The sequence below is a fragment of the Polynucleobacter sp. 39-46-10 genome (genome assembly GCF_002282275.1).
This window is the reverse complement of record NZ_NCJB01000026.1, coordinates 1-17,922: the sequence shown is the minus strand read 5'-3', so window position 1 is coordinate 17,922 and position 17,922 is coordinate 1. Positions and strand designations below refer to the sequence as shown.

Annotated in this window: 19 protein-coding genes; 12 read left to right on the top strand and 7 right to left on the bottom strand. The window is 47.7% G+C overall.

Annotated features, from left to right (window positions below; genetic code table 11):
* The 5 genes from B7X71_RS04240 to B7X71_RS04220 form a co-directional block, all read left to right on the top strand.
* A partial coding sequence (locus B7X71_RS04240) for an Rne/Rng family ribonuclease (RefSeq protein ID WP_293600244.1) occupies positions 1–2,572 on the top strand: 2,572 nt, incomplete at its 5' end.
* 82 nt (positions 2,573–2,654) lie between these two features.
* The gene (gene moaA, locus B7X71_RS04235) at positions 2,655–3,767 is read left to right on the top strand and encodes a GTP 3',8-cyclase MoaA (protein WP_293600243.1); all 1,113 of its coding nucleotides are present in this window, start codon (positions 2,655–2,657) and stop codon (positions 3,765–3,767) included.
* Positions 3,767–4,381 carry a molybdenum cofactor guanylyltransferase MobA gene (gene mobA, locus B7X71_RS04230; RefSeq protein WP_293600242.1) on the top strand — a complete coding sequence of 205 codons (615 nt, stop codon included), beginning with the start codon at positions 3,767–3,769 and terminating at the stop codon, positions 4,379–4,381. Before moaA ends, mobA begins: the two co-directional genes overlap by 1 nt.
* Positions 4,369–5,700, top strand: coding sequence for a gephyrin-like molybdotransferase Glp (gene glp / locus B7X71_RS04225; protein ID WP_293600241.1), 1,332 nt, complete (start codon positions 4,369–4,371; stop codon positions 5,698–5,700). Before mobA ends, glp begins: the two co-directional genes overlap by 13 nt.
* A gap of 11 nt (positions 5,701–5,711) precedes the next feature.
* On the top strand, positions 5,712–6,005 hold the full coding sequence (locus tag B7X71_RS04220) for a hypothetical protein (RefSeq protein ID WP_015421612.1): 294 nt from the start codon (positions 5,712–5,714) through the stop codon (positions 6,003–6,005).
* Here the strand turns inward: B7X71_RS04220 and B7X71_RS04215 are convergent.
* On the bottom strand, positions 6,002–7,015 hold the full coding sequence (locus B7X71_RS04215) for a D-glycerate dehydrogenase (RefSeq protein WP_293600240.1): 1,014 nt from the start codon (positions 7,013–7,015) through the stop codon (positions 6,002–6,004). The genes B7X71_RS04220 and B7X71_RS04215 overlap by 4 nt on opposite strands.
* Positions 7,016–7,134: 119 nt before the next feature.
* Between B7X71_RS04215 and fdxA the strand changes: the two genes are divergently transcribed.
* Genes fdxA through B7X71_RS04195 form a run of 4 tightly spaced genes read left to right on the top strand, consistent with a single transcriptional unit; the run spans position 7,135 to position 9,849 of the window.
* Complete coding sequence (gene fdxA, locus B7X71_RS04210) at positions 7,135–7,458, top strand: ferredoxin FdxA (protein ID WP_293600239.1); 324 nt, start codon at positions 7,135–7,137, stop codon at positions 7,456–7,458.
* Position 7,459: 1 nt separating this feature from the next.
* Entirely contained in the window at positions 7,460–8,503 is a 1,044-nt protein-coding gene (locus tag B7X71_RS04205; protein ID WP_293600238.1) for an NAD(P)/FAD-dependent oxidoreductase, read from the top strand.
* 38 nt (positions 8,504–8,541) lie between these two features.
* Positions 8,542–9,336, top strand: a complete 795-nt coding sequence (locus B7X71_RS04200) for a thymidylate synthase (protein WP_293600237.1) — start codon at positions 8,542–8,544, stop codon at positions 9,334–9,336.
* Between the two features lie 15 nt (positions 9,337–9,351).
* A complete protein-coding gene (locus B7X71_RS04195; RefSeq protein WP_293600236.1) occupies positions 9,352–9,849 on the top strand; it encodes a dihydrofolate reductase in 498 nt (165 codons plus the stop codon).
* A gap of 76 nt (positions 9,850–9,925) precedes the next feature.
* Here B7X71_RS04195 and dctP read toward each other — a convergent pair whose 3' ends face one another.
* Both dctP and pmbA read right to left on the bottom strand, forming a co-directional pair.
* On the bottom strand, positions 9,926–11,008 hold the full coding sequence (dctP, locus tag B7X71_RS04190; RefSeq protein WP_293600235.1) for a TRAP transporter substrate-binding protein DctP: 1,083 nt from the start codon (positions 11,006–11,008) through the stop codon (positions 9,926–9,928).
* Between the two features lie 85 nt (positions 11,009–11,093).
* On the bottom strand, positions 11,094–12,440 hold the full coding sequence (gene pmbA / locus B7X71_RS04185) for a metalloprotease PmbA (RefSeq protein ID WP_293600234.1): 1,347 nt from the start codon (positions 12,438–12,440) through the stop codon (positions 11,094–11,096).
* 26 nt (positions 12,441–12,466) lie between these two features.
* On the opposite strand from pmbA, the gene mog reads away from it, so the two are divergent.
* On the top strand, positions 12,467–13,090 hold the full coding sequence (gene mog, locus B7X71_RS04180; protein WP_293600233.1) for a molybdopterin adenylyltransferase: 624 nt from the start codon (positions 12,467–12,469) through the stop codon (positions 13,088–13,090).
* A gap of 58 nt (positions 13,091–13,148) precedes the next feature.
* Here the strand turns inward: mog and orn are convergent, their stop codons facing one another.
* On the bottom strand, positions 13,149–13,736 hold the full coding sequence (gene orn / locus B7X71_RS04175; RefSeq protein ID WP_293600232.1) for an oligoribonuclease: 588 nt from the start codon (positions 13,734–13,736) through the stop codon (positions 13,149–13,151).
* Between the two features lie 15 nt (positions 13,737–13,751).
* On the opposite strand from orn, the gene B7X71_RS04170 reads away from it, so the two are divergent.
* Both B7X71_RS04170 and rsgA read left to right on the top strand, forming a co-directional pair.
* Positions 13,752–15,002 carry a M48 family metallopeptidase gene (locus tag B7X71_RS04170; RefSeq protein ID WP_293600231.1) on the top strand — a complete coding sequence of 417 codons (1,251 nt, stop codon included), beginning with the start codon at positions 13,752–13,754 and terminating at the stop codon, positions 15,000–15,002.
* Between the two features lie 15 nt (positions 15,003–15,017).
* Positions 15,018–16,031: a ribosome small subunit-dependent GTPase A gene (rsgA, locus tag B7X71_RS04165; protein ID WP_293600230.1), complete on the top strand. Its 1,014-nt coding sequence runs from the start codon at positions 15,018–15,020 to the stop codon at positions 16,029–16,031.
* Here rsgA and B7X71_RS04160 read toward each other — a convergent pair.
* The 3 genes from B7X71_RS04160 to B7X71_RS04150 form a co-directional block, all read right to left on the bottom strand.
* Positions 15,976–16,935 (bottom strand): CobD/CbiB family protein, encoded by a 960-nt coding sequence (locus B7X71_RS04160; protein ID WP_293600229.1) that lies wholly within the window; start codon positions 16,933–16,935, stop codon positions 15,976–15,978. The two genes, rsgA and B7X71_RS04160, sit on opposite strands and share 56 nt — an antisense overlap.
* Positions 16,932–17,669 (bottom strand): CoA pyrophosphatase, encoded by a 738-nt coding sequence (locus B7X71_RS04155; protein ID WP_293600228.1) that lies wholly within the window; start codon positions 17,667–17,669, stop codon positions 16,932–16,934. The genes B7X71_RS04160 and B7X71_RS04155 overlap by 4 nt, the downstream gene beginning before the upstream one ends.
* Positions 17,670–17,733: 64 nt before the next feature.
* Positions 17,734–17,922: 50S ribosomal protein L19 (locus B7X71_RS04150; protein ID WP_293600227.1), on the bottom strand; the 189-nt coding region annotated here is incomplete at its 5' end.

The following is a 17,922-nucleotide window of genomic DNA, read 5'->3' as shown; positions in this document are numbered from 1 at the left end:
TCAAAAACTCATCGATATCGATATCGAAGCTGCCGGTCGTGAACAACGCAAAGGCAATATTTACAAAGGTGTTATTACCCGCATTGAGCCTTCGCTCGAAGCTTGCTTTGTAAATTACGGTGAGGAGCGCCATGGCTTCTTGCCATTTAAAGAAGTTGCCCGCACCTACTTTAAAGAAGGTATTGATGTCCGTAATGCCTCTATTAAAGACGCCTTACGCGAAGGCCAAGAAATCATTGTTCAGGTAGAAAAAGAAGAGCGTGGCCAAAAAGGCGCTGCCCTCACCTCTTTTGTCTCCTTGGCAGGTCGCTATTTGGTATTAATGCCTAATAACCCACGTGGAGGCGGCGTTTCTCGTCGCATTGAAGGCGAAGACCGTCAAGAGCTCCGCGAGGCAATGTCCCAACTAGAAGTACCAGATGGCATGAGCATCATTGCTCGCACAGCCGGTATTGGCCGTGACGCCACTGAATTGCGGTGGGATTTAAGCTATCTCATGCAATTGTGGACGGCGATTGATGAAGCCGCTAAAGGCAACTCAGCACCACTATTGATTTACCTCGAGTCCAGCTTGGTGATTCGTGCGATTCGTGATTACTTCCAGCCAGATATTGGCGAGATCCTCATCGATACGGATGATATCTACGAGCAAGCTGCGGCATTTATGTCAGTAGTGATGCCAGACAACTTACCAAGAGTGAAGCGATACCAGGACGACGTCCCATTGTTCTCGCGCTTCCAAATCGAGCACCAGATTGAAACTGCATACTCACGTACCGTGCCATTGCCTTCTGGCGGCGCGATTGTGATCGACCATACTGAAGCCTTAGTTTCAGTCGACGTCAACTCTGCGCGTGCAACCCGCGGCTCTGACATTGAAGAGACTGCCACTCGCACCAACCTAGAAGCTGCCGATGAAATCGCCCGTCAAGCACGTTTACGTGACTTGGGTGGCTTGATCGTGATCGACTTCATTGATATGGAATCAAGCAAGGCACAGAAAGATGTTGAGAATCGCTTACGCGACGCTCTGCGTCATGACCGTGCTCGCGTTCAGATGGGTAAGATCTCCAAGTTTGGTTTGATGGAGATGTCACGCCAGCGTTTACGCCCTGCTCTTTCTGAAGGCAGTCACGTAACCTGCCCACGCTGTAACGGCACCGGCCATATCCGCGATACCGAATCTTCTGCATTGCAAGTCTTGCGCATCATCCAAGAAGAGGCAATGAAAGAAAATACTGCGGCTATTCATACGCAAGTTCCAGTCGAAGTGGCTGCATTCTTACTCAATGAGAAGCGTGCTGAAGTAATCAAGATCGAATCACGCTTTAAAGTGAATGTCTTGATGGTTCCTAATAAGCATTTAGAGACACCACATTACAAGCTTGAGCGTTTACGTCATGATGATCCGCGTCTTGATGATCAAAAGGCCAGCTACGTTATGGCTGAAGAAGCTGCGCGTGAACTCGAAACCGACACTGCAGTAAGCCGTAAGGATGCGGACGTTAAAGTTCGCCCAGAAGCTGCTGTTAAAGGCATCACTCCAAATGCACCAGCACCAGTAAGCCAACCGCGTCCTGCGCGTACTGAAAAAGCTGGCTCTGAAACTGCTAGCTCCGGTGGATTCTTCGGATTCATTAAGAGTCTGTTCTCTTCAGCGCCTGCACCAGAAGCCAAGCCTGCTCCTAGCGCGCCGCGCGGCCGCAATCAAAACAACCGCAACCGCGGTCGTCGTGGTGAGCGCAATGATCGTGGCGAGCGTCCAGCTGAAGGCGCCGCAGGTACCGAAGGTGCAAACGCTCCACGCGAAGCGGGTTCAGGCAGGGGTCGTCAAGATGGCCGTAATCGCAATGGCAATAACCGCAACCAGAACAACCAAAATCCAAAACCAGAGAATCAAGCTGCTGTAACCCCAGCAACTGAGGCTGCTCCGGGTACAGATACAGCTCCTAGCGCAGATGGTGAAGAGCGTCGTGGTCGTGGTCGCAACCGTCGCGGTCGTGGTCGTGGCCAACGTGGTGAGCGTTCTGAGTCCACTGGTGATGCAGCAATTGCTTCTGTTGTTGCAGTAGCAACTTCATTCTCAGGTCCTCCGGTAGGAATGGCTGGGGCGTCTGCTTCCATGCCGATTCAGAATATTGCCCAAAGCTTTGGAAACACAGTTACGCCTGCAGCTTCTAAGGAGGTGAAGGAGCGCGCACCACGTGCACCCAGAGAGCCAAGAGAGCAGCGTGCGCCGCGCCAAAAAAATCATCCTGATAACGCTACTACAGCACCTGCCCCACAGGCAGTAACTGCGCCAGCACCAGCAATTGAGATCATTGCAAAACCAATGCCCGAGCTCCCTAAAGTGGCTTTCCAGGCGCTTGAGGAAACCCCATTACATAGCGTAGTTCAGTCTGCTGGCATGGTTTGGGTTGCAACAGACTCTAGCAAGCATCAGGAAGCACAATTGCAAATTAAGGCAGAGCCAGAAGTTTTGCCGATGGGCAGAACACCAAAGGCGCCTGTTAGCCTGCAAAATGGTCCAATGGTTTTAGTTGAAACCGGCGGCCAAGAAAAAACGGTTTAATCCGATTTCTCCAGACTGCTATTTATCCCACAAGGATATTTGGCAGTTTGGCAGAAACACAGTTTCACAGCCATAATTACACATGGTTGAAAAAGTAATCCCCATACGTTTAGATGAAGGCAAAGGCCTAACGCCATCCATTCCCGGACATCTCGTGGCCGCTAGTACCACCACTAAAGATACCCGTGGACGTCCGCTACGTGATTTGCGTATCTCCGTCACAGATCGCTGTAATTTCCGCTGCACCTATTGCATGCCTAAGGAAATCTTTGACAAAGACTATCCCTACCTCTCTCATAATGAATTACTCAGCTTTGAAGAGATCACTCGACTAACAACCATCTTCGCCTCATTGGGCGTAGAAAAAATTCGCCTCACAGGTGGCGAACCTTTGCTGCGCAAAAATCTCGAGGTGCTGATTGAGATGTTGGCTAAGATTCGCACTACAGCAGATCAACCCCTTGACCTCACACTCACTACCAATGGCAGTATTTTGCGCAAGAAGGCAGCTGCATTAAAAGCAGCAGGCTTGCATCGCCTAACCATTAGCCTCGATGGTCTGAATGATGACATCTTCAAGAAAATGAATGATGTTGACTTTCCTGTCACGGATGTACTGGATGGAATTGCGGCCGCTCAAGAAGCCAGCTTCACCAACCTCAAAGTGAATATGGTCGTTAAGAAAGGTACGAACGATCAAGAGATTATTGGTATGGCCAAACACTTCAAAGGTAGCGGTGTAACGCTACGTTTTATTGAATTCATGGATGTGGGCAGCTCTAACGGCTGGGATATGTCTCAAGTTCTTCCCTCACAAGAAGTTGCCAATCGCATTCATGCCGTCTTTCCGATAGAACCTATTGAGGCCAATTACCCTGGTGAAGTAGCGCGGCGCTGGCGTTATGTTGATGGCTCTGGTGAGATTGGCTTCATTTCAAGCGTCACACAAACTTTCTGTCATGAGTGCACGCGCGCGCGTATCTCCACAGATGGTCAGCTTTATCTTTGTTTATTTGCAAATGAAGGTTTTGACTTCAAGACTTTATTGCGCTCTGACAGAAGTGATTTGGAAATTGCCAACGCCATTATGTCAACATGGTCTGGACGCAATGATCACTACTCAGAGATTCGGGGATCGAATACGGTTGGCTCAAAATCCGCTCGCAAAGTAGAGATGTCTTACATCGGCGGCTAATGATTACCTCAGAACACATTACTGGACTAATCCTGGCGGGTGGCCGCGCCCAAAGAATGGGTGGTATTGATAAGGGCTTAATTCCCTTTCATGGCAAAGCGATGATTGAATCTGCCATCAGTCGACTCAAGCCTCAAGTCAGCACCATCCTGATTAATGCTAACCGTAGCATTACAAAGTACTCGCATTATGGCTACCCAGTGCTCATGGATGAGACACCAGACTTCTCTGGCCCACTAGCTGGATTCTCGGTCGGCCTGAAACATTGCAAAACACCCTATTTACTGACCTCGCCTTGCGACTCCCCTTTATTACCAACTGATCTTGCTAAAAAAATGGCGGATCAACTTGAAGCTAATGATTTAGAGCTCGTCTTTGCCTCATCAAAAGAAGGTGATGGAAAGATATGGTCGCAACCCGTTTTCTGTTTGATGAAGAGTGGTTTACATGATTCTTTAGATGCCTTTTTAAGCAAAGGAGATTTAAAGATTGATCGCTGGTTTAAAGAGTTACGATCTGGCACCGTGGTTTTTGAAAACCCGCAAGTATTTGCCAATGTGAATACGCCAGAAGAGTTGCTAGCCTTAGAAAGAATATCTTCATGTCCAACCTAAAGCACATACCTTCAAGTGATCCAATTTATACCAGCGGTTCACTTCACGTAGAACAAGCTCGCATAGCGATTTCTGATCTAGTGAAAGACTTAATCACTGAATCTCAAAAAAGGGGTGAGTCTGATGCCATTGAGTGTATCGCATTAGATCAGGCAATTAATCGCATTCTGGCAAAAGATCTACTGTCACCAATTGATGTCCCAGTTGCCGATAACTCAGCCATGGATGGCTTTGCATTTCATGGTGATTGCTTAGGCAATAGTGAAGACCTTGTGACCCTCAAGGTTGTGGGTACAGCGTATGCTGGCAAGCCTTATGAAGGCGTCATTGCTTCAGGGGAATGTCTCAAGATCATGACTGGCGCATTAATGCCAAGCAACTGTGACACTGTGATCCCCCAAGAATTTACAGAGCCCCAAAGCCCAAGCGATGGCACGCTCGTGTCATTCAAGCAAAACCGCGTGAAGCGGGGAGAAAATCGCCGTTTACGTGGAGAAGACTTACAAAGCGGCAAGCCAGCCATTTCTGCAGGGCGTTTATTACGTCCTTCTGATCTAGGTCTCGCCGCCTCTCTCGGCATCTCCGAACTCCAAGTCCATCGAAAATTAAGAGTTGCCATACTCTCCTCAGGGGATGAATTGCGCCGACTAGGACAAGCTTTAGAGGCTGGCAATATTTACGATAGCAATCGCTATAGCTTGATTGGACTGCTCAAACGCCTTGACTTAGAAATCATCGATTGCGGCATTGTGCGTGATGACCCCGCCTCACTTAAAGTCGCCTTTATAGATGCAGCCTCAAAAGCAGATGTTTTGATTTCCTCAGGCGGAGTCTCCGCTGGTGAAGCAGACTTCACTAAACAAATCATGCAAGAGCTAGGCGATGTAGGTTTTTGGAAAATCGCTATGCGCCCAGGCCGCCCTATGGCATTTGGAATGCTGAGGCCTACCCAAGGAGCTAACCATAAAACGCTCTTCTTTGGCTTACCCGGCAATCCAGTAGCAGTGATGGTGACTTTTTATCAATTTGTTCGTTCTGCTTTATTGCAGCTAAATGGCGCAAGCCAGACTGAGCCACCATTGATGCATGCGATTGCCGAAGCACCAATTAGGAAACGGCCTGGCCGAACGGAATACCAGCGTGCCATTTTAGGGCGTGGCTCAGACGGGAAGCCTACGGTCAAACTGACTGGTAGCCAAGGCGCTGGAATTTTGCGATCGATGAGCGAGGCAAATTGCTTTGTCATTTTGTCTCATGACCAAGGAAATGTGGCCTCTGGTGACTGGGTTGATGTGGCGCTTTTCGACGGACTGCTTTAAGATTGCACCTCATGAAACTCACCAAAAAAGAAATCGCCTTCGTAGACCCAATGCACACTGCCAAAACCCTGGTTTTGGTTTATCTATGCTTCTCTGTGCCAATTGTGTTGCTAGCCTTGTTTGTAGCCTTCATTCGTGACGGCGCTATTCCCGGATTTACCGTTCTCTCCGCATTGATCCTCAACGCCCTACTTGGCTTTGCTTTGCTGTGGATTGCCTGCAAGGTATACAACTGGGTAGCGGGTAAATTTGGTGGAATTGAACTTGCTCTTCGTGAACTGCCAGAAGAAATCGAAGCCGATTAATTCTTAAAAGCTTCAGAATTAATCAAGCTTGGCGGCTTCCTGCCATCAAGCGCTGCTCGTAAATTATCAATCGCAAGATCCACCATCGCTCTACGCGTTTTTTCTGTAGCACTGGCAATATGTGGAGCCAACACAATATTGCTGCACTTGAGTAACTCTGGATGCACTTGAGGCTCACCCTCAAATACATCTAAGCCAGCTGCGAATATCTTGCCACATTGCAATGCTTTCGCTAGTGCCGCATCGTCCACAATGCCGCCACGGGCAATGTTAATCAGGGTTGCAGACGGTTTCATCATCGCAATTTCTGCTGCGCCAATCGTATGATGATTTTGCGCGGTGTATGGCAGCACCAATACAACATGATCAGCAGTGCGCAACAACTCTTCTTTGGGAACGTAAGTAGCACCACAAGATTTTTCATCCGCATCAGATAGATGACTGCGATTGTGATAAATCACCTTCATACCAAAACCCAAGGCGCGTTTAGCAATCCCTTGACCAATGCGACCCATGCCAATAATGCCAACTGTGCTGTGATGCAAATCCATACCAAGTGGATTATTCACAATCGACCATTGATCCCACTGACCACCTCTCACCCAATGCTCAGACTCTGTAATCCGTCTTGCAGTTGCCATTAATAAAGCAAAGCCAAAATCCGCTGTTGTATCCGTAAGAACATCAGGGGTATTAGTAGCTATGACGCCAGCAGCAGTAATCGCCGGAACATCAAAGTTGTTATAGCCAACAGAAATATTGGCAACCACCTTCAGATTTGTCGCCCCGGAAAGAGCTGTCGCATCAATCCGCTCGCTACCAGCAACCAAAGCGCCTTCAACCTCTGAAAGTGCTTTTTTCAGCTCTTCTGGGCTCATTATTTTGTCTGACTGGTTAGAGCGAACCTCATAGGACTGCTCTAATTTGGCCAAGGCCTCAGGAAATATCGCCCTTGCGACCAAAATCTTTGGCTTGGAGGTGCTTGTGGAGTTATTGACTGGAGTGTTCATAGCGTGACTTTACCTCAAGTAAATTAGGGCTTTTGCCTGAAAAATAGGCTGATTCAGCTAAAATTGAGCTTTTATAACTTGCTAGTCCATTGATCTGGACTCCTCACCAGTAAACCACCATGACTTACGTTGTTACCGAAGCCTGCATCCGTTGCAAATACACCGATTGCGTTGACGTCTGTCCGGTCGATTGTTTTCGTGAAGGCCCTAACTTTTTAGTAATCGATCCAGATGAATGTATCGATTGCGCAGTGTGCGTACCTGAGTGCCCAGTGAATGCGATTTATGCGGAAGATGATGTTCCAGGAGATCAACAGGCATTCATCAAGTTGAATGCTGATCTATCACCTACATGGACATCGATCACTAAATCTAAAGCTGCTCTCCCAGAAGCGGAAGAGTGGAAAGACGTTAAAAATAAACTTGACCAACTGGTAAAGTAAATTGCACTCCCCCATTGAAACCGATGCAGTCATTATTGGTGCCGGTCCGGTGGGACTCTTCCAAGTCTTCGAACTTGGACTCTTAGAAATTAAAGCGCATGTCATTGATTCCCTACCTGAAGTGGGTGGTCAATGCATCGAACTCTACCCAGATAAACCCATCTATGACATTCCGGCGATTCCGGTTTGCACTGGTCGCGAGCTGGTTAGCAATCTACTCAAGCAAATTGAGCCGTTCAAACCACAGTTCCACCTAAATCAAGAAGTCTCTACCCTTGAGAAGCAGGCTGATGGGCGCTTTCTGATTCGCACATCCCAAGATCAGCATTTTTTGAGCAAGGCTATTTTTATAGCTGCTGGTGTTGGTGCATTTCAACCACGTACACTCAATCTAGACAGCATTGAAACTTTTGTAGATAAACAAGTCTTCTATCGCGTCAGAAATCCCGAGCAATTTGCAGACAAGCGCATGGTGATTTGTGGCGGCGGAGATTCTGCACTGGACTGGGCTTTACATTTCGCCGATCAAGCAGCCAGTGTGACCCTCATTCATCGTAGAGATGAATTCAAAGCGGCACCTCAATCCGTTGCTAAGATGCGCGCCCTTTGTGCCGCCGGCAAGATGCAACTCATCATCGGACAAATTACCGGTCTTAAGTCTTCCAATGACAAACTCACGGAAATTGCCGTCACCAATACTGATGGTGAAGTGCAGATGCTTAGCTTAGATGCGCTCTTGCTCTTTTATGGTCTCTCCCCTAAATTAGGTCCAATAGCTGACTGGGGCTTAGATATCGATCGCAAGCAAATTGCCGTTGATACTGCCTGCTTTCAAACCAGCACGCCCGGCATTTATGCCGTTGGGGATATCAATATCTACCCAGGCAAGAAAAAATTGATTTTGTCCGGCTTTCATGAGGCAGCCTTGGCAGCCTTTGCTGCAGCAGCCTATCTAGCCCCTGAAAAGCAGGTTCAGCTCCAGTACACCACCACTTCCCCAAAGCTTCATAAAGCCCTTGGGGTAAGCCCACCGACATTCGAGTAAGCTCTTAATATCACCGAATCATCTAGCCGAATAAACCTATGCGTCAATATCACAATCTCATGAAGGAAGTCCTTGAAAAGGGCGCCCAAAAATCTGATAGAACCGGCACTGGAACTATTTCCATCTTTGGCCATCAAATGCGCTTTAATCTGGCCGAAGGCTTTCCAATGGTCACGACTAAAAAGCTGCATCTCAAATCCATCATTCTGGAATTGCTCTGGTTTCTCAAAGGCAGCACGAATAATAACTGGCTTAAAGAGCGTGGTGTTTCCATTTGGAATGAGTGGGCAGCCCCTGATGGTGACTTGGGTCCAATTTATGGCTACCAGTGGCGCTCATGGCCCGCGCCTAATGGTCAGCATATTGACCAGATCGCCGAAGTTGTAGAGGCCCTTAAGAATAATCCTGATTCGCGTCGCATTATTGTTTCTGCGTGGAACGTGGCTGATATTCCTCGCATGGCTTTAGCACCTTGCCACGCTTTCTTTCAGTTCTATGTTGCCGATGGCAAGCTTTCCTGCCAACTTTATCAACGTAGTGCGGATATCTTCTTGGGCGTGCCCTTCAATATTGCTAGTTATGCCCTATTGACCCACATGATGGCTCAGCAGTGCAATTTAGAAGTAGGTGACTTTGTGTGGACTGGTGGTGATTGCCATCTGTACAGCAACCATTTAGAGCAAGTCGATCTTCAGCTCTCGAGAGACTTTTTCCCACTGCCTAAGCTCAATATTTTGCGTAAGCCAGACTCCATCTTTGATTATGAATTCGAGGATTTTGAAATTGCTGGCTATGAATCCCATCCCGCCATTAAAGCCCCTGTAGCTGTTTAAGAAATTAGATTACCCATGACTGCAAATAAGCACCCCGCCATCTCGATGATTGTTGCCCGCTCACGTAATCACGTGATTGGCCGCGACAATCAAATGCCTTGGAAAATTTCTGCTGACCTGCAGTTCTTTAAAAAGGTAACGATGGGGCACCCTGTCATCATGGGTCGTAAGACCTGGGAATCTATTGGTCGTCCACTTCCAGGACGTCGAAACATTGTTGTGAGCCGTAATACTGAGTTGCAACTGACTGGCGCAGAAGTGGTTAACTCACTGGACGCAGCGCTGAGCAGTTTGAGCGAGTTTCCGCGAGTATTTGTGATTGGTGGAGAACAGCTCTTTACTCAAGCATTCCCCAAAGCAGATCGTCTTTACATCACCGAGATTGATATTGATGTAGACGGTGGCGATACCTTCTTTACCGTACCCAATGAATCTGAATGGAAAGAAGTAGAGCGCACTCCGGCATCTGAGGGTGAAATTACTTTTAACTTTATTACACTCGAACGCAAGTAATCTCAAGTACGGCGGACAAAAAAGATAAAGGGCCCTAAGGGGCCCTTTATCTAATCTACCACTAACACCTTCAGCATCAAAGCTTCTTCGCAAAACTGTATTGAGAGAATGCCTGTTCAGCAACATTAAACCACTGTGCCTCCATGTTTCTGAAGGCGCGATAGTCTTCGAAGATTTTCTTGAACTGAGGGTTCTTGGCAGACTCTTCAGCATAGGTTTCTTGGCTAGCCTTAAAGCAGGCATCCATTACTGAAGTATTGAACTTACGCAATACCGCACCTCCCTGAACAAGGCGCTGCAATGCAGGCGGGTTTAAAGCATCGTACTTAGCGCACATATCGGTATGAGCTTCAAAGCAAGCTGCCTGCCAAGCTGCTTGATATGCTGGCGGTAATGAATCCCACTGCCTCTTATTGACTAAGAATGAGAGTCCAGCCGCGCCTTCCCAGAATGCAGGGTAGTAATAGTTTTTGGCAACTTTAGCTAAGCCCAACTTCTCATCATCGTAAGGACCCACAAATTCAGCAGCATCAATCGTGCCTTTTTCTAATGCAGAATAAATTTCGCCAGCAGGAAGCTGTTGTGGCACCACACCCAACTTAGCAAGCACCTGTCCCGCAAAGCCAGCGATACGGAATTTAAGCCCTTTGAGATCTTCTGGCGATTTAATTTCTTTGCGGAACCAGCCACCCATTTGAGTACCAGTTTGCCCACCCAAGAAGTTAACAATGTTGTAGCTGGCATAAAGCTCGCGCATCAGCTTCATGCCATTGCCATGAAGCATCCAAGCGGATTGCTGGCGCGCTGTCATACCAAAAGGGGCTGCTGTATCAAAAATAAATGCGCTGTTCTTACCTAAGTAGTAATAGCTAGCAGTATGACCACATTCCACCGTACCGTTTTGAACCGCATCCAACACTTGCAAGGCTGGCACCACCTCACCAGCAGCAAATACTTTGACATTGAACTTGCCGTCAGTTGCTTTGCGTAAAGCATTAGCAAATACTTCTGGTGTACCAAACAAAGTATCTAAGGATTTAGGAAAGCTCGAGACCAAGCGCCAATTAAGGGTTGGCAAACCCTGCGCAATAGATGGTGCCGCTAATGCCGCTGCGCCTGCACCGATGGTGGCTTTCTTTAAAAAGGAACGTCTTTGCATCTTTTTCTCCTCCAAAATAATTTACTTATTCTTTTTTATTTATGTTCTTTTGTTTGTGTTTTTATATTTTCTTGGTATTACTATTTTATTTACCACCAACGGTCATTGATCCAATCAAGATCGAACCAGTTTCTTTCGTTCCGCGGATTAATGAGTCGCTACCAATCATCTGGATATCCATCAGCATATCGCGCAAGTTACTCGCGATCGTAATACCCTCTACCGGGTGCTGGATCTCGCCGTTTTCAACCCAGTAACCAAATGCACCGCGAGAATAATCGCCCGTAACGTAGTTCACTCCCTGGCCCATAAGTTCAGTAACGAGTAGGCCTGTACCCATTGCCTTTAAGAGTGCAGGCAATCCACCTTTTGGCGTCATGCGGCTTTGCAATGTCAGGTGATGAGAGCCACCAGCATTGCCAGTGGTTTTCATGCCCAGTTTTCTGGCGGAGTAGGTGGATAAAAAATAACCTTGCAATACACCCTTATCGACTACGGTTCTTGCCGTCGTCTTCACACCCTCTTCATCAAACGGCGCAGTGCCGGTCATCGACTTAAGGTGAGGGTTTTCAAAAAGACTAACGTGTTTTGGCAATACTTGCTTGCCCAAGCTATCCAATAGAAAGCTGGAGCGACGATATAAGGCGCCACCAGATACCGCTTGCACTAATCCACCTAGTAAGCCAGCAGCCAAGGGGGCTTCGAAAATGACTGGGCAACGGCGAGTAGTTAGCGATCTTGCCTTAAGACGTGAGAGTGCACGCTCAGCTGCGTATTTACCAATGGCAGCCGGATTAGCCAACTCCCCAGGAATGCGTGAACTCGAATACCAATCATCCCTCTGCATCAGTGATTTTTTGCCGTCCTCATTTGCAATTGGTGCACAAGAAATATAGTGGCGTGAGAATGGATAGCCGCCCATAAAACCGTGACTGGTGCCCATCATGAAATGCGCATGATGTGCAGATACCGAAGCGCCATCACTATTTTGAATTTGCTTACTCACTGCAAAAGCGGCGCCTTCAGCAGCACGCGCTATATCGATTGCAGTTGCTGAGTCCAAATCCCATGGATGAAATAAATCGAGATCCAGCGGATGCTTTTCGAGCAGCTCTTTTTCAGCAGGGCCGGCGCAGAGATCTTCCGCTGTATGTTGGGCGATATGGTAAGCAGCCTCAACTGTCGCCCTCAAAGAATCCCTGGAGAAATCACTAGTGCTGGCGTTACCGCGACGATGACCCAAAAAGACCGTTACGCCAACCTGCTTGTCTAAGCTTTGCTCTATGGTCTCGACCTCGCCTTTGCGAACGGTGACCGAGAGGCCTTGGCCTTCAGAGACCTCTGCCACAGCATCTGAGGCACCTCGTCTCTTGGACTCTGTGAGCATGAAATCAATGATTTCTTGAAACTGATTTGATGAGTGTGTAAACATGCCCTAATAATAGCTAGAATAGAAGCATGAAGCATACCGAAGCCTGGAAAAGATCCACACCCGACGAAATCAAAATCGGCCTAATCTCAATCTCTGATAGAGCGAGTAAGGGCATTTATACCGATGAGGGTATCCCTGCCCTGCGATTGTGGCTGCAGACCGCCCTCAGCACCCCCTGCATCTTTCATGAGCGCCTGATTGCCGATGAGCGGGAGGTTATTACCGAAACTATCGTAGAGCTGACTGATGACCTTGGTTGCGATTTAGTCCTCACCACAGGCGGTACAGGGCCATCCCGAAGAGATGTCACCCCTGAGGCCACAATTGATGCCGGAACCCGAGAAATGCCCGGATTTGGCGAGCAAATGCGTCAAATTAGCCTACGCTTTGTACCCACGGCGATTTTGTCCCGACAGACGGCTGTTTTACGAGAAATTGAAGGGCACACCGCTCTCGTGATTAACTTGCCTGGTCAGCCCAAGTCCATCAAAGAAACCCTCGAAGGCCTCAAAGATGCTGAAGGTAAATCCATTGTGCAGGGTATTTTTGCCTCAGTGCCTTACTGCATCGAACTTTTTGGTGGCCCCGTTATCCAAACCCATGAATCCGTAATTAAAGTCTATAGGCCAAAAAGTGCCATCAAAAAATGAGGCGCTTCAAAAGGTCAATAAAAAAGGGTCTATCGCTAGACCCTTTTTTCATTCCGCCTTACTCCGGTAAGGGCACGATAAACTTTTCTCGGTAGTACTTCAGCTCTTCAATAGACTCTTCAATATCTGCCAAGGCGGTGTGAGCCTGCTTTTTGGTAAAGCCCTTCACTAGATCAGGATGCCAGCGCTTGCAGAGCTCCTTGAGGGTAGAAACGTCGATATTCCGATAATGAAAGAATGCCTCTAGTTTTGGCATGTACTTCGCCATAAAACGACGATCTTGACCAATCGTATTGCCACACATTGGAGCAATTCCAGGCTTGATGTATTTCTTCAGAAAAGCGATACATTCAGCTTCAGCGGTGGCTTCATCTGTGGCTGATGCCTTGACCTTATCAATGAGCCCAGAACGTCCGTGGGTGCCCTTATTCCACGCATCCATCGCATCCAGCAAAACATCATCCTGGTGGATCACCCAAACAGGGGCGATGGCAATGGTATTGAGATGGGCATCGGTCACGATCACGGCAATTTCCAAAATACGCTCTTTTTCAGGGTCTAGACCTGACATCTCCATGTCCACCCAAATCAGGTGCTCGCTTGCTGGTGCCGACTTTACTGCTGGGGTAACTATTTTTTCACTCATATCTATAATCATCTCATGACATTCACAATTGTTTTTCTAATCGCCTTCATCGCCAGCTTTGGTCTACGCCACTGGTTATCCCAACGCCAAATTCGTCACGTCGCCATCAACCGCGATAGTGTGCCTGCAGAGTTTGCTTCCCAGATCTCCTTAGCCGAACATCAAAAGGCCGCTGACTATACGATCGCCAAACTGCGCCTCGGTATTTTAGAGAATGGTGTCAGCGCGATTATCTTGATTGGCTTTACGCTCTTGGGCGGCTTGCAGATTTTAAACTTCTCACTATTGCAGCTTTTGGGCGAAGGCATTGCACAGCAAATTGCTTTGCTTGTATCGATTGTGCTTATCTCCGGAATTATTGACCTACCCTTCTCTTGGTACAAACAGTTTTATCTAGAAGAGCGTTTTGGTTTTAATCGCATGAACGCCAGACTCTTCTTTAGCGATATGTTCAAGGGCTTAGGTGTTGGTGGTGCTATTGGCGTCCCACTCCTCTGGGTTATCCTCAGCCTAATGGCTCAGGCAGGTGACTTTTGGTGGCTTTGGGCCTGGGGTGTTCTCACCACCTTCAGTCTCTTAATGCAATGGGTATTTCCAACCTTTATCGCGCCAATCTTTAACAAGTTTCAGGCGCTGGAAGAGGGTCCACTCAAGACGCAAATTGAAGCCTTGCTAAAACGTTGTGATTTTGCGAGCCAAGGTTTATTTGTTATGGATGGCAGCAAACGAAGTGCGCATGGCAATGCATTTTTTGCCGGCATGGGCAAAGCGAAACGCATTGTATTTTTTGATACCTTGATTGAAAAACTCAATCCCAGCGAAGTAGAGGCAGTACTTGCTCACGAACTGGGTCACTACAAGTGCAACCATATTCGCAAACGCTTACTAGTTTCATTTGCAATGAGCTTCGCTACTCTTGCACTCCTAGGCTGGGTTAGCACTCAGCCCTGGTTCTACAGCGATCTTGGTGTAATGCCCAACCCGAATGGTTATAACGGTGGCCTGGCATTAGCACTCTTCATGCTGGTATCGCCCGTCTTTAGCTTCTTCCTAACTCCGCTATCGAGCTTGGCATCACGTAAACATGAATATGAGGCAGATGGTTTTGCTGCCGATAAATCCTCGGCAAGTGATTTGATATCTGCCTTAGTCAAGCTCTATCAAGACAATGCATCGACCTTAACGCCAGATCCGATCTATACCGCTTTTTATAGCTCGCATCCACCTGCTCCATTGCGGATTGCCAATCTCAAGCGATTTGGCTAAGGAGTATTTGGCTTAATGGAACAATTTCATGCGCTACTCACTGCCTCCTATGGAAGGCATTATTTAGCGCAGCGCTTAGTTAAAGATGAGTGCGGAAATGAATCCCCTGTCGGTGAATTGATTCAGGTCAGCACTCCAGCGAAGCAACATATTGGCGCAGTGGGTGATCGCATGCTGGTGGAGCTGACCTCAGCTGATCAAGCGCGCATTGTTCGTATCGAGCCACGAGAAAATTTACTCTATCGATCCGATGCCTTTAAGAGCAAACTGATAGCCTCGAATGTAGATCAAATATTAGTCGTACTGGCTACGCAACCCGCTTTCTCACCCGATCTTTTAGGAAGAGCTGTTGTTGCCGCAGAGACTAATCAGATTGGTTTGCATATTCTTCTGAATAAATGCGACCTCAAAGATAACTTAGAGCACGCTCGCAAAATCATTGCACCCTATGCACGCATGGGTTATCCCGTAACTGAAGTGTCAGCTAAGTTTGATGAGGCTTCCATCGAAGCCTTACGCCCTGCTATTTGCGGCAAGGTATCGGTGTTCGTCGGTCAATCCGGCATGGGCAAATCTAGCCTACTCAATGCCTGGGTTCCCAACGCAGCAGCGATTACTCAAGAATACTCAGTACGCTTAGACACCGGCAAACACACCACTACCGCTTGTCGCTACTTTGAACTACCCGAGTCTTGGGGGCGTGATGCTAGCGGAAAATTGGGCGCCTTAATTGATTCTCCAGGCTTTCAGGAATTTGGTTTAGCCCATATGTCGGTAAGCGAACTAGAGCATGCCTTTAGAGAGTTTCATGACCTACTTGGTAAGTGTCGCTTTCATAACTGCGCACACCAATCAGAACCCGATTGCGCAATACGTGAAGCTGTCGACAGAAATGAAATAGCGCCAGAAAGACTAGCGCTATTTAGACAATTGCGCTCCGACTCAAAAACAGCCGATACGCAGATTCAGGGAATTAGCCAAGCCAAAGAGCGATGGTCAGCATTAGCAATAAAACCATCCAAGCGATAACCAAGCGCCATACCAAACCAATAGCAGAGCGCATCGTGCGCTCATTCGGCTCAAGACCTACTTCGTAAATAACCGGTTCACCAGCTTCAGCCATACGTAAAGCTTCATCACTATCAGGCTCACTCATAGGCTCACCCAAACGAACACCTAAGGCGCCACTACCTGATGCCAAAATCACTGCCGATAAAGAGTCGGACCATTTACCAGTCAAGTGACGCCATGCATAGACTGCACCTTCAAAGTTGCCCACAATCGCAAAGCCCATTGCTGTAATGCGTGCAGGAATCCAATCCAATACGTAGAAGAAATGGCGTGCCGCCTCACTTAAATTGAAGTCGCCCTTTTCTGACCAACGTTGAGCAGCTGTATCAGCCAAGCGGTATAAGACCACGCCCGCTGGGCCCATTGGCATTAAGAACCAGAACAACACACCAAATACATGGTGATGTGAACCAATGATGGCGCGCTCTAGTGCGAGGGAAATTACTTCAGTCTCTGTGAGATTAGTGGCATCTAATTCAGGGCCATACCATTCAGCGAGCGCCAAACGGGCTGCTGGTAAATCATGATTTGCGATTGCCTGATGAACCAGCGTGAAGGAGTGACTGAATTGGCGGAAGCCGAAAAATAAATAGGCAATTAATACGTTCCACAGAAATCCCAAAATTGGGAAGGTCACCATAAAGACAACGTAAATGACGAAGACCAGAAAAGTTGGCAGAATAAAAGCGACCAAACAGGCCATGCGAGCACCAACTGGACTCGCACCATCTTCGGTCTTGCCACCAAATTCTCCAGCAACCCAATCCAACCAGCGAGCACTCATGCGCGCGATCCAATGAGTCGAAGTTACTGGGCGATATTGCTCAGCAATGAGGGCGAAGAGAATAGAAAAGAAAGTCATACTTTTAATAAATGATAAAGGTTACGCAACATACCCGCAGTAGCACCCCAGATAAAACGATTTTCATAGGGCATTGAATAAAACCGACGACTACCCTGATCACTCTCCCAGACCCGCACCTGATGATTTGCAGGGTCCATTAAAAAATGTAAAGGCACTTCAAAAATATCCGCTACTTCAAAAGCATCTAAGGCATATTCTGCCTGAGGTTGCACCAATCCCACAACTGGCGTCACACTATAGCCCGAAACCGTTAAATACTGAGGCAAATGGCCAATGATCTCAACCCCACGCCGATCTAAACCGATTTCTTCTTCACTCTCTCGTAAAGCGGTGTCATTAGGACTGGAATCGCCTGGATCCATACGCCCACCCGGGAAGCTAATTTGGCCGGCATGGTCATGCAAATGATCGGTTCTTTGTGTCAACAATACTGAAAGGCCTTCACTCTTCTGTAGCAAAGGAATTAATACCGCTGCCCGAGTTACCTTTCCAGCGGCCTGTCGTTGCCGAATAATCCCTGCGGCAATCACTTGTCGATTCTCATCCGTGATCTCTGGCTGCCAAGCGGGAGGGCTCTGAAAACGACTTTTCAGACTCAAGGGGTTCAAATGATGGCTGGCAACTTTAGATTGACTGGCACAGACCTCATGAATTGGAATTGCTTGCGCATCAAAACTCAATGGAGTAGCTGCGCTCAATCTCTGTTCTTGGGGTTTTTGATTCTGCGTCATTGGCTTATTTTAGGGCAATAAAAAAGGCGACCTCAGCCGCCTTCTTTTTGGATTAAAGCAAACCTTATTCCGCTACTGTCTCAGCAACTGCTTTAACTTTGCGTGCAGGAAGTTTTTCTTTAATACGTGCAGACTTACCTGAACGATCACGCAGGTAGTACAACTTCGCGCGACGTACATCACCGCGACGCTTCACTTCAATGCTAGCGATCAATGGTGAGTAAGTTTGGAATGTACGCTCTACACCTTCGCC

Coding starts and splice junctions, on each gene's coding strand:
- moaA (WP_293600243.1), top strand. CDS start 2,655: ATGGTTGAAAAAGTAATCCCCATACGTTTAGATGAAGGCAAAGGCCTA.
- mobA (WP_293600242.1), top strand. CDS start 3,767: ATGATTACCTCAGAACACATTACTGGACTAATCCTGGCGGGTGGCCGC.
- glp (WP_293600241.1), top strand. CDS start 4,369: ATGTCCAACCTAAAGCACATACCTTCAAGTGATCCAATTTATACCAGC.
- B7X71_RS04220 (WP_015421612.1), top strand. CDS start 5,712: ATGAAACTCACCAAAAAAGAAATCGCCTTCGTAGACCCAATGCACACT.
- B7X71_RS04215 (WP_293600240.1), bottom strand. CDS start 7,015: ATGAACACTCCAGTCAATAACTCCACAAGCACCTCCAAGCCAAAGATT.
- fdxA (WP_293600239.1), top strand. CDS start 7,135: ATGACTTACGTTGTTACCGAAGCCTGCATCCGTTGCAAATACACCGAT.
- B7X71_RS04200 (WP_293600237.1), top strand. CDS start 8,542: ATGCGTCAATATCACAATCTCATGAAGGAAGTCCTTGAAAAGGGCGCC.
- B7X71_RS04195 (WP_293600236.1), top strand. CDS start 9,352: ATGACTGCAAATAAGCACCCCGCCATCTCGATGATTGTTGCCCGCTCA.
- dctP (WP_293600235.1), bottom strand. CDS start 11,008: ATGCAAAGACGTTCCTTTTTAAAGAAAGCCACCATCGGTGCAGGCGCA.
- pmbA (WP_293600234.1), bottom strand. CDS start 12,440: ATGTTTACACACTCATCAAATCAGTTTCAAGAAATCATTGATTTCATG.
- mog (WP_293600233.1), top strand. CDS start 12,467: ATGAAGCATACCGAAGCCTGGAAAAGATCCACACCCGACGAAATCAAA.
- orn (WP_293600232.1), bottom strand. CDS start 13,736: ATGAGTGAAAAAATAGTTACCCCAGCAGTAAAGTCGGCACCAGCAAGC.
- B7X71_RS04170 (WP_293600231.1), top strand. CDS start 13,752: ATGACATTCACAATTGTTTTTCTAATCGCCTTCATCGCCAGCTTTGGT.
- rsgA (WP_293600230.1), top strand. CDS start 15,018: ATGGAACAATTTCATGCGCTACTCACTGCCTCCTATGGAAGGCATTAT.
- B7X71_RS04160 (WP_293600229.1), bottom strand. CDS start 16,935: ATGACTTTCTTTTCTATTCTCTTCGCCCTCATTGCTGAGCAATATCGC.
- B7X71_RS04155 (WP_293600228.1), bottom strand. CDS start 17,669: ATGACGCAGAATCAAAAACCCCAAGAACAGAGATTGAGCGCAGCTACT.